The 10,805-nt window shown below is 56.8% G+C and carries 10 protein-coding genes; 2 read left to right on the plus strand and 8 right to left on the minus strand.

Going from position 1 to position 10,805, the window contains the following annotated elements:
* Positions 1-532 precede the first annotated feature (532 nt).
* Positions 533-718, plus strand: a complete 186-nt coding sequence (locus tag H5U02_11170) for a hypothetical protein (GenBank protein ID MBC7342982.1) — start codon at positions 533-535, stop codon at positions 716-718.
* A 391-nt stretch (positions 719-1,109) separates the two neighbouring features.
* Here H5U02_11170 and H5U02_11175 read toward each other — a convergent pair whose 3' ends face one another.
* The 8 genes from H5U02_11175 to H5U02_11210 form a co-directional block, all read right to left on the minus strand.
* A complete protein-coding gene (locus H5U02_11175; protein MBC7342983.1) occupies positions 1,110-3,047 on the minus strand; it encodes an aconitate hydratase in 1,938 nt (645 codons plus the stop codon).
* Between the two features lie 67 nt (positions 3,048-3,114).
* On the minus strand, positions 3,115-3,984 hold the full coding sequence (sucD, locus tag H5U02_11180) for a succinate--CoA ligase subunit alpha (GenBank protein MBC7342984.1): 870 nt from the start codon (positions 3,982-3,984) through the stop codon (positions 3,115-3,117).
* A gap of 1 nt (position 3,985) precedes the next feature.
* Positions 3,986-5,095, minus strand: coding sequence for an ADP-forming succinate--CoA ligase subunit beta (gene sucC, locus H5U02_11185; protein MBC7342985.1), 1,110 nt, complete (start codon positions 5,093-5,095; stop codon positions 3,986-3,988).
* Between the two features lie 217 nt (positions 5,096-5,312).
* On the minus strand, positions 5,313-5,921 hold the full coding sequence (locus tag H5U02_11190) for a 2-oxoacid:acceptor oxidoreductase family protein (GenBank protein MBC7342986.1): 609 nt from the start codon (positions 5,919-5,921) through the stop codon (positions 5,313-5,315).
* Positions 5,922-5,934: 13 nt separating this feature from the next.
* Positions 5,935-6,771: a 2-oxoacid:ferredoxin oxidoreductase subunit beta gene (locus tag H5U02_11195; GenBank protein MBC7342987.1), complete on the minus strand. Its 837-nt coding sequence runs from the start codon at positions 6,769-6,771 to the stop codon at positions 5,935-5,937.
* Positions 6,690-7,916, minus strand: a complete 1,227-nt coding sequence (locus H5U02_11200) for a 2-oxoacid:acceptor oxidoreductase subunit alpha (protein MBC7342988.1) — start codon at positions 7,914-7,916, stop codon at positions 6,690-6,692. Before H5U02_11200 ends, H5U02_11195 begins: the two co-directional genes overlap by 82 nt.
* Before the next feature lie 250 nt (positions 7,917-8,166).
* Positions 8,167-8,415, minus strand: coding sequence for a 4Fe-4S binding protein (locus H5U02_11205; protein ID MBC7342989.1), 249 nt, complete (start codon positions 8,413-8,415; stop codon positions 8,167-8,169).
* Between the two features lie 76 nt (positions 8,416-8,491).
* Positions 8,492-9,508: a GntR family transcriptional regulator gene (locus tag H5U02_11210; GenBank protein ID MBC7342990.1), complete on the minus strand. Its 1,017-nt coding sequence runs from the start codon at positions 9,506-9,508 to the stop codon at positions 8,492-8,494.
* Between the two features lie 420 nt (positions 9,509-9,928).
* Between H5U02_11210 and H5U02_11215 the strand changes: the two genes are divergently transcribed.
* The gene (locus H5U02_11215) at positions 9,929-10,696 is read left to right on the plus strand and encodes a hypothetical protein (GenBank protein MBC7342991.1); all 768 of its coding nucleotides are present in this window, start codon (positions 9,929-9,931) and stop codon (positions 10,694-10,696) included.
* The last annotated feature ends 109 nt before the right edge of the window (positions 10,697-10,805 follow it).

The following is a 10,805-nucleotide window of genomic DNA, read 5'->3' on the forward strand; positions in this document are numbered from 1 at the left end:
ATATGTTCAAAAGGAAGGCGGGGCATATTTTCGCGGGCCAATTCTAAAAGCCCTGGTTCTTGATCAGGAATCTCTTCTTTGGTCAGGGCTCGAATCAACATTGGTTCATCGTAAGTGTTTTCTACTGTAGCAACGTCCTAGAATCGGTTCTCGCCACAGCGAATCTCAACACAAAGCCGTGTTCTCGTGGCTTACTAACTTTTTCTGGCCGGTAGAGTCAGAAAGCCGGTGTACACTCTTTCTCTTTCTTTGGCTGTTAATTTTCAGACTCGTATGTTCCCAGTACTTCCAGGCCGTGGGCAAGGCGGTACAGGCAGCCATACTGAGCCTGTCCCGCCAGGTTCTTTTCTTCATCCCGTTATTGCTTATCCTTCCTCGCATCTGGGGCCTAAACGGCGTGGAGAACGGCCCCCATTGCCAATGGCCTCTCGGTTCTAATAACCGCCGTTTTCATAGCGAAGGAAATGAAGTCTCTATCCAAAGAAACCTCTACCGGAAGCCCAGGTATTATCCACCAGGAGGAGAGATGCTCATGAAGGTTATCGGTGTAGTGGGTAGTCCCAGACGTGAGGGCAACACAGAAATTCTTGTCGAGACAGTGCTGGCCGGCCTTACTTTTTGGCCGTCCCCACATGGGAGCCGTCCCTGCCGCGAATACCTGGCTTTAGTGCCGAAGAGTCGAATTGGCCAGACCGTCAATCCATCAGGTCTAACTTAAATCATAGCCATCCCCGGCCGGGAAGGGGCAGTTCTTATTTCCGGGTTGCTAGTAGTCCACTGGAAAACTGGTCGGACTTCCGGGATACTTAGACACTAGGGCAATAAACCTTCCACTACCTTTAGCCCGCAGAGGCATAGCAGAAGACATAGTAGGAGCCATCCCCGGGTTTTTCAAGACCCCTCGACCATCAAAGGGGCAAAATCCATCAAACCTAGTCCAGGGTGCGGAAGTTGGGGGTAGACTACTCTTGTGCATCACGGCTAGCACTATCCCAGGCTCATATCAGCTGGTCTATCCGATTATGGAAGCCCGATTGGAGCCCTGCTGAACCAGGAACTCTCCTCGGGCTTCTCCTCTTGCAGCTTCTAAGTCACTTGCTTCTATGTTTCTATCCCAGGTCGGCCTCGCCGCCCCTGGTGTAATTCAATAACCCCCCGGCCAAAATAATCTCCGCCTGCCTTGGGGTAAGGTTAGCCCTTACCTCAAAGGCAAAGCCCTGGGTTAGGTCCTTTACGGCCAAGGCTTCCCCGGAGGAAATTAGCTCCCTTACCCCGTCCATCTCCAGGACATCCCCGGCCTGGATGCGGTCGTAGTCGGAGGGGTTGGCAAAGACCAGGGGGAGGATGCCGAAGTTGATGAGGTTGTCCCGGTGGATGCGGGCAAAGGAGCGGGCAATCACCGCCTTTATCCCCAGGTACATGGGGGCTAAAGCGGCATGCTCCCGGCTTGACCCCTGGCCGTAGTTGTCCCCACCCACGATGATGCCGCCTCCGGAGGCTTTAGCCCGGGAAGCAAAGCTTGGGTCCACCCCTTCAAACACGTGCTCGGCCATGGCCGGGATGTTGGAGCGAAGGGGCAGGATTTTCGCCCCGGCCGGCATGATGTGGTCGGTGGTGATGTTGTCCCCCACCTTTAGGAGCACCTCTCCGGTGATCTTATCGGGGAGGGGGCGAAACTCAGGCAGGGGCTTGATGTTGGGGCCGCGGACGATGGTCACCGCCTCGGGATGGTCGGAGGGGGGAAGGATCATCCAGTCGTCGGCCAAAAAACGTTCGGGAAGGGATATCCGGGGAGCTTCCCCCAGGCTCCTGGGGTCGGTAATGCGGCCGGTAAGGGCACACGCCGCCGCCACCTCGGGGCTTGATAGATAAACTTCTGCGTCCTTGGTGCCGCTTCGGCCGGTGAAGTTTCTATTGATGGTCCTTACCGATACTCCCTTGGAGGGGGGAGCCTGGCCCATGCCGATGCAGGGGCCGCAGGCGCACTCAAGGATGCGGGCCCCGGAGGCGATGAGGTCGGCCAAGGCCCCGTTTTCGGCCAGCATGGTCAGCACCTGGCGGGAACCGGGGGCAATCACTAAGCTCACCTCGGGGTGGACCACCTTTCCTTTTAAGATGGAAGCCACCTTCATTAGGTCAAGGAAAGAGGAGTTGGTGCAGCTGCCGATGACCACCTGGTCCACCTTGGTGCCGGAAAGCTCGGATACCGGATGGACGTTGTCCGGGCTTGACGGGCAGGCCAAAAGGGGCGAAAGGGAAGAAAGGTCGATCTCCACCACTTCATCGTACTCCGCACCGGGGTCGGGTAAAAGCTCCCGGTAGTCCTTTTCCCTTCCCTGGGCAAGAAGGAACTTTCTTGTCACCTCATCGCTTGGGAAGATGGAGGTGGTGGCCCCGGTCTCGGCCCCCATGTTGGTGATGGTGGCCCGCTCGGGGACAGTGAGGGTGGCCACTCCTTCTCCGGTGTACTCCAGGATCTTTCCTACTCCCCCCTTGACGGTAAGCCGCCTTAGCACCTCCAGGATCACGTCCTTGGCCGAGACCCAGGGGGGAAGCTTTCCCTTGAGGCGGATGTTTACCACCCGGGGCATGGTGAGGTAGAAGGTTCCACCTCCCATGGCCACGGCCACATCCAATCCTCCCACCCCGATGGCCAGCATCCCCAGGCCGCCGGCGGTGGGGGTGTGGCTGTCGGAGCCAAGAAGGGTCTTTCCCGGAACCCCGAAGCGCTCAAGGTGCACCTGGTGGCAGATGCCGTTTCCGGGACGAGAGAAGAAGGCCCCGTACTTCATGGCCATGGTCCTTAAAAACACGTGGTCGTCGGCGTTCTCAAACCCGGTCTGGAGGGTGTTGTGGTCCACATAGCTTACCGAAAGCTCGGTCCTCACCCGGGGGATGCCCATGGCCTCAAACTGGAGCCAGGCCATGGTGCCGGTGGCGTCCTGGGTCAGGGTCTGGTCGATCTTGATGCCGATCTCCGTCCCCGGCGTAAACGTTCCGGAGACCAGATGGGCGGATAGGATCTTTTGGGCTAGGTTTTGTGGCATGGTCCTTCTCCTCCGAACTTAGTTCTGCGGCTTGGCCCCTAGGTAATCTCCCGAGGCTTTGCCCAGGCTACTTCAATGCCTGCTTGACCAACTCGGGAAGGTCAGCCAAGGCGTGGGCAACTTTCACCCCGGCTGCCTCCAGGGCTTCAACCTTACTCTGGTAAGTCCCGCGACCGCGCTCGATGATAGCTCCAGCGTGGCCCATACGCTTTCCTGGCGGGGCGCTCTTGCCGGCAATGAAGGCGATCACCGGCTTAGACATATGGGCGGCAATGAAGCGGGCCGCATCCTCTTCCGCCGAGCCGCCGATCTCCCCTACCAGCACTATGGCCTTGGTCTCAGGGTCGGCATTGAACAGGGGAAGGATGTCAACAAAGCTCATCCCTACGATGCGGTCGCCGCCCAAGCCCACCACCGTAGAGGTGCCCAGGCCGCTGGCCAACAAATTAGCCACAATCTGGTAGCTGAGCGTGCCGCTCCTCGACACCACCCCTATGGGCCCAGGCTGGTAAAACTGATTGGGCATGATGCCAATTTTGCACTTACCTGAACTCACCAGCCCAAAGGTATTGGGACCGACGATGCGGGCCCCGTAGTCCTTAGCCGCGTGCATGATGGCTATCTCATCATGCAGAGGAATATGTTCAGTTATCACCACTATCAGCTTGATACCGCTGGCCAATGCCTCCAGTATAGCATCTTTAGCTAAAGGAGCGGGAATGAATATGATTGAGGCATCGGGGCTTAAGGCTTCACAGGCCGCCGCCACGGTATCAAATACCGGCACCCCGTGCACCACTTGGCCGCCCTTGCCCGGAGAGACCCCCGCCACCACCTTGGTGCCGTAATCCAGCATTCGGGCGGTATGAAAGCTACCCTGGTTGCCGGTTATCCCTTGAACTAAAACGCGGGTATTGGCGTCGATCAAGATACTCAAGCTAGGCCAGCTCCTTTCCGTAGGCTAGGGCCACCACTTCCCGGGCCGCCGCTTCCATATCGCGGTGGGCGGAAAGGCCAGCTTCTCTTAGAATGCTGACACCAGCTTCCTCGTTGGTGCCTACCAAGCGGATTACCAGAGGTACAGGGATGGTATATTTCTCTTTGACCGCCACCAAGGCCTTGGCTACATCGTCGCAGCGGGTAATGCCGCCAAAAATGTTAACCAGAATAGCCTTGGGGTTGGTGGCCAAGAGCAGTTCCAAGGCCTGAATGGTGGTCTCCACCCCAGTACCGCCCCCAGCATCCAGGAAGTTGGCTGGCCGTCCTCCAAACTGCTGTAAGGTATCCAGCAGGGCCATGGTGATGCCGGCGCCGTTAGCCATGACGGCAATATCCCCGTCCAGCTGCACAAAGGAGAGTCCTAGCTGGTGAGCCCTTTCCTCCAGCTGGCTTCGGTCCGATACATAAGGCAAATCCTTATGCCTGAACAGGGCTTCATCATCGATGGTGACTTTGGCATCGGCAGCCACGAGCTGCTCGCTGGAACGCACCAGGGGGTTGATCTCAGCCAGCTCGCAGTCCATTTCCGTAAACAAGCGGTAAAGGTTGGTCAATAAGGACGAAAACTCTTTGCCCCAAGGGCTGCCAACTCCCAGACCTAATCTCCTTGCCACCTCTCGGCCTACAAAGGGGGCCACCCCGGTCACCGGATCGATATGATAGCGGACAATATGTTCTTCTGCCACTTCCTCAATATCCATCCCGCCTTGGGCTGAAGCCAGAAGCAGCGGCTTTTGGCGGGCACCATCTACCGTCAAGGATAGGTAATACTCCTGGTCTATTTTTAGGCGCTCCTCCACCAACAGCTTTTCTACTCCCCGGCCAAAGAGCTCGCCCGCTTGCCGCTCGGCCTCCTGGGGGCTGTCGGCAAAGCGGATCCCGCCTCCTTTGCCCCGCTTTCCGGCTAGAACCTGGATTTTTATCACCACCGGTCCCAGTTCGGCCGCCACTTGGGCCGCTTCCTCCGGCGAGGTAACTACCTGCCCCTTGGGGGTAGGAATGCTATAGCGGCGGAACAAATCCTTACCCATGTACTCGTAAAGCTTCAAGCATTTGGCCCCCTTTCCTCATTTGCGATTCCTAGATTACCGTTTCTACAAAATAAAACCTAATCCTTTTTGGTTCTAACTTCCACCAGGTAAGATAAAATGAGCCAATATAGGCAGCCTGCCAATTAGCAGTATAAAAAGGCTGGGCCCGGCCCGGAGCCGCAATCCTGGTCAGGCCTCAGCCTTTTACTGCCACAGCTTATCTCCTAAGCTTATCTCAGACCTGGGCGGTCTCTGCCTCAGCCAAGACTCGTTTGGCCAGACCCACGCCGGCACCATTGCAGCCCTTGGCCTCCTCGGCCAGAGCCAAGCCCCACTCTAAAGCCTGGCGATTGAGCTCCTCGGTACCCTTAGGCACCCGAGCTAAGGCGGCCTCCATTAAGGCTTCCCGGGAGACAATCCCGGTGATGCCGCCCAGCACTCCCAAGGCTACCATGTTGGCTACTACGGTCTTGCCGCATTTCTCTCTAGCCGTCTCTGTAATCGGCACTTGGTAAACCTGGTGGTCCGCCTCCGCTTGTGGATCGGGAGTGACATAAGTGGAGTCAACTATCAGTATGCCGCCAGGCTTGAGGGCAGAATGATACTTATCATATGATACCTGGTTTAGGACCAGCAACACGTCAGGCGAAACCACCTTGGGGTATTCAATATCGCCATCAGCAATGATAACTTCCGACTTGCTGGCTCCGCCGCGGGCTTCCGGCCCATAGGATTGGGTCTGAACCGCGTTGAAGTCATCAGCAATGGCAGCCTCCGCCAACACAATGCTGGCTAGGATTACTCCTTGTCCGCCTTCCCCTGCCAAACGTATCTCCATATGCATAGGCCTTCCCTCGCTATCTAAGAGCCGCATGCTGGTGCTGCACTTCTCTTACCAGCCGGTAGTACTCGCTCACGTACTCTGGCTGCCCAGAAAGGTTCTGCAATTCCCCAATAACGATTTTGTCCTCTAGCTCCTCTGGGGTCATGTTGGCAGCCGCCTTGACTGGAACCGCGTGCTCCTTTTGCCAGCGCAGCATGTCTACGGCCGATCCCAGGTGATTGCGCCGCCCGTAGTAGGTCGGGCATTGGCTCACTGCTTCTACAAAACTAAACCCCTTTTTAGCAATGGCATTGGCAATTAGGTTGATTAGCTGCCGGACATGATAAGCGGTACCTCGGGCCACGTAGCTGGCCCCAGCGGCACCGACCAGCCGGCATAGGTCAAAGCTCCGGTCAATGGTGCCATAAGGAGCGGTAGTCGCCTTCATCCCCCGCGGGGTCAAGGGCGAATACTGCCCGCTGGTCATACCGTAGATGTTGTTGTTAAAACACACCACGGTAATGTCTATGTTGCGGCGAGCGGCATGGATGAGGTGGTTGCCGCCAATAGCTGCCGCATCTCCGTCGCCGGTGATGACGATTACGTTGAGCTCGGGGCGGGCCAGCTTTAACCCGGTAGCAAAGGGAATAGCCCGCCCATGGGTAGTGTGCAAGGTATCGAAATCCATGTAGCCGCTCGCCCGAGATGAGCAACCAATTCCGGAAACGATGGCAGTCTGGTCCGGATTCAGGCCCAGCTTATCAATAGCCCGGGCTATTGCTCCCATGACTATGCCGTTGCCACAGCCTGGACACCAGATATGGCGTAGTCTTTCTTCTCGTAAATGGGTCTTAACCGCCAGCTGGGACATGAGAGCGCCTCCTTCCTAATCACGGCCAGGATCTCTTCGGGAGTAAATAGCTCACCGTTGACCTTGGGGAGCCTCGTCACCCGACATTCGCCCTTAACCGAACGCTCCACCTCTAGCGCCAGCTGCCCCAGGTTCATTTCCGGTACGATTATGCTTTGAACTCGCGTGGCCAAAGCGTAGATGGTCTCCTCCGGGAAGGGCCAGAGCACCGTAGGCCGGATCAATCCCACCCGTAAACCTTCCCGCCGCCCTTGCCTTACTGCCGCTAGCGCCGGCCGGGCGCTGCCGCCGTAGGCCAGCACCACCACTTCGGCATCCTCTAAAGCCTCTTCGTCACCAATGCAGAGGTAAGGCCGGTAACGTTCCAGCTTGCGGTGCTGCCTAGCTATTTGGCGCTCAATTTCTTTGGGGTTGCCAGTGGGGAAACCGGTGCTGTCGTGGAACAGGCCGGTCACATGGAAGTGGTAGCCGTCTCCAAACCGAGCCAGGGCCGGCACATCGTCGCGATCGGGGCCGTAAGGCAAGTAGCTGTCTTTAGGCGTAGCCGGCCGCTTGCGGTCAACCACCTCCACCTGGGCCAGCTCCCTCATATCCACCCGCTCCCGCATGTGGGCTACCACCTCATCCATGAGCAGCACCACCGGGAGTCGTAATTCCTCAGCTATGTTAAAAGCCTTCACCGTCAGCTGATAAACCTCTTTAACCGACGAGGGAGATAAAACTACCACCGCATGATCACCGTGAGTCCCCCAGCGGGCCTGCATCACGTCGCCTTGGGCTGGTGCCGTGGGGCTGCCAGTGCTGGGCCCCAGGCGCTGCACATCAACTACCACGCAAGGAACCTCGGCCATAGATGCGTAGCCCAGGTTCTCCTGCATCAGCGAAAAGCCGGGACCGCTGGTAGCCGTCATGCTCTTCATCCCGCCCAGAGAGGCCCCAATGATGGCCCCCATGCTGGCAATTTCATCTTCCATCTGGATGAAGACCCCGCCTTCCTCAGGCAGGCGCTGAGAGAGATATTCAGCTATCTCTGAAGCTGGAGTAATGGGATAGCCTGCAAAAAAGCGCATTCCCGCCGCCAGCGCTCCCTCGGCGCAGGCCTCATCGCCCTGCATTAGCCGGTAAAATCTATCCTTGCCGCTCATAATCCTCGCCCCTTTTCCTTTTGACCCCAAACTTTTTCCTGCCTGAACCTTTTCCTACCTTGCCTGCCCCCAATTCTCTCTTTTGGTCCTTATCTTACTCTTGCTCCTTATCTTAGCCCCTCACTATCCTGCTTCTCTTTATGGCTCTTGAGCTCGATCCTGCTCTCAAGCCTTGCCATCATTACCCTTCACCCCACCTAGGCCTCCCCAAGTGCTGGGCCTGAACTCGATGGCTCCGGTAGCTTATGCTTTAGCCGCCAGCCGCAGCCACCGCTAAGCCAGGCGCTTGATTTTCAGGCGCAAGGACCTCAATGGCGTAGTCCGGGCACCTGAGCTCACACATCTCGCAACGGGTGCACGCTTCCGGGCGCACTGCTTTAGGCTTGCCATCCTTTTCTGCTTCCAGCACCTGCTTGGGGCAAAAGGCTATGCAGATGCCGCACCGCTTGCACCACTCATCCTTAATGGTAATAACCGGTGTTTGACTTGTAGTTGCCATCGCTCTTCCCCTCTTTATCCCAGCCGGCTTATCCGGCTTATTAGGCTACTCCTCGCTTAACCCCATCGCTACGAGCCTAATACCTCTGCTCGCCGTTCGGCCTTATTCCTCTGGCTTGGGCTTGCCGCTTTACCGCCTCCAGCCGCTCCCAAATGACGTTCTTAAGCAGGTTAACGGAGCCAGCATCGGCTTCATAAATGAATTCAATGATCTGCTTGCCTTTACTGATCAGACCCTCAACTTCCTTCTTCCGACCCGGCGAGACTATCACTGCATGGACCTGGCTTAAAAACTCAGCCAGCTCCTTAGGGTCACGGGAAATGGTATGCACTAGGTCGAGCTCGTTTATCCCCGCCTTGGCAATTGACTTGCGTACCCGGTCGGCAAAAGCCTCGGAAAGGCAAACTAGCCCAATCCGTTTGTTATCAGGGAGACGGGCAATCCGTACCATGGTTTCCAGCTGGGGGTCAAGGGCTATCCCGAGCACATCAACTCCAGTGTTAGCCAGGAGCGACTTTACTTCATCTTGATGGAAGAAAGTGGTTACTACCACATCGGCGTTGGCCACAACCCCGCTAACCCGCTGCGGATCGCGACGCAGATCATCGAGCAATACTGGAACTATGCCCACCCCTGACCCGAGCTCCAGCTCGCGGGAGAAGTAATCCAACTGCTCGCGGTTGCACTCTACAAAGGCTACCTTGACTTTATGTAGTATTTCTTCCCGTTCCTGCACTACCTTACGAACCAGTTCTACAAACTCGCCCAGCGTGTAGCCCATTTCTGCCGCCTTCTGCATGGCCGCCTCGATGATGTGATAAATCGGGTCCTCGCGCTGGCCATCTTGGGCCCCAGGCACGCTAGCTACAAAGGTGCCGCGGCCCTGCCGAGATGTTAAGATCCCTTCCTGCTCCAGGCGGTTGTAAGCCTGAATGACGGTATTGCGGCTAATTCCGAGCAATCGGGCTAGCTCTCGCTCCGGGGGCAACTGGTAGCCCACTGGCCAAGCTCCGCTCTCGATCATGGCCACAATCTGCTGCTTGAGCTGAACGTTTAAGGGGGTCCCATTGCCCCGGTTCAATCTAATTTGCATACTCTACTCACCGCCACCAAGTGGCATGTTTCATGGATCCAATTTGCATGATAGGTGCCATAATAACTTGATTATACCCACTCAGTCCGACTATTGGTACTATATGTAGATCCACTAATTGCCATTCCCTTTCTGGCTTCAGTCTATCATAATCCTGAAAATCCTACAATACCCTTTTTGCATCCCGATAAAGTTTTTTTAAGACCACCTGAGCAAATTGGTACCTTTGATCTATCCATTGGATCCAATTTTCGTCGGTGTTCCTTGTGGGTAACAGCTGCCAAATTCCCAGCGATTTCTTTACCAGCGTTGCTGGCGACTACTGATGAGAGGTAGAGAGCGAGCAATGGCCGCGGGTGCCCCTGCGGATGTCGCTAGCAGACCGCCTGCATATAATGAACCGAAAGGAGGTATAGCTTCATGTCTATTTCTGCGCCAGGAAACTCAGGCCTGAGCCGCCCCCGTTTAGGGATGGCGCTTAGAGGCCCTTGGCCTCGTCCTCGATCTACCGCTAAAAGCCACGGCGACCAGGATTCCCCGCCACCGGCCTTGTCCTCTACTTCGGACGCCCCAGTAGAGCCCGAGCTTATGGACGGTGGCCTACCGCTGACTAGCGCCGCTGGAGCTAGAGACGAAAAACCAGAACCCGCGCCAGAAACGGCCGCCGATGCCGGCGCTGGCAAAGTGCTGCCGCTGCCAGCTGAGGAACCACAGGTTAGCGGCGAACCTCAAAGGAGAGAATCTGGCCCTAGAAACCAGGATAGTTCCGAGCCCTCCGGCATCCAAGTGGTCACCATGGCCGCCAAAACCAGGGCGGTAGCCCAGGAACTGATCCTGAGCGGCGCCCTGGACAATCTTTTTGCCAATATCCTTTCCTTCTTAAAGAAAGCAGAAGCTTTCATCGCCCATGCCGAAAATGGAACCGGGATCATCAATCGCATCGTGAATCTGGTTAAAGAAGAGCTCCAGCGGGAGATGGCGAAAACGCCAGTGGGATCTGGCGGCGAACCAGGTGGTTCAGGAGCGGTTTTGGGGGCGGGCAGCCTGGGTGGGCTACCCTTGTCGTCACTGCAGCTGGTCTGGAACCTCATCCAGACTAACGAATTCCAGCAGCTGATCGCCAAAATGATTGCCCAGGCCTTGAAGCCGCCGCCGGAAAGCAAACCTTCCTCGCCGTCTGCCAGTTAGGCAGGCCTAGCCGGCACCGGGGGTTGCACCCCCGGGACCGCGGTGTTTATAGGTAGTAGGGCAAGCTGCCTCGATACTAATTGAAGAGACACCAGGCGGGTTAGAGGAA

This window comes from Clostridia bacterium, from assembly GCA_014360065.1.
Lineage (GTDB): Bacteria > Bacillota > DSM-521 > Neomoorellales > JACIYF01 > JACIYF01.

Coding starts and splice junctions, on each gene's coding strand:
- H5U02_11205 (MBC7342989.1), bottom strand. CDS start 8,415: ATGGCAACTACAAGTCAAACACCGGTTATTACCATTAAGGATGAGTGG.
- H5U02_11175 (MBC7342983.1), bottom strand. CDS start 3,047: ATGCCACAAAACCTAGCCCAAAAGATCCTATCCGCCCATCTGGTCTCC.
- H5U02_11210 (MBC7342990.1), bottom strand. CDS start 9,508: ATGCAAATTAGATTGAACCGGGGCAATGGGACCCCCTTAAACGTTCAG.
- H5U02_11215 (MBC7342991.1), top strand. CDS start 9,929: ATGTCTATTTCTGCGCCAGGAAACTCAGGCCTGAGCCGCCCCCGTTTA.
- H5U02_11200 (MBC7342988.1), bottom strand. CDS start 7,916: ATGAGCGGCAAGGATAGATTTTACCGGCTAATGCAGGGCGATGAGGCC.
- H5U02_11190 (MBC7342986.1), bottom strand. CDS start 5,921: ATGCATATGGAGATACGTTTGGCAGGGGAAGGCGGACAAGGAGTAATC.
- H5U02_11195 (MBC7342987.1), bottom strand. CDS start 6,771: ATGTCCCAGCTGGCGGTTAAGACCCATTTACGAGAAGAAAGACTACGC.
- H5U02_11170 (MBC7342982.1), top strand. CDS start 533: ATGAAGGTTATCGGTGTAGTGGGTAGTCCCAGACGTGAGGGCAACACA.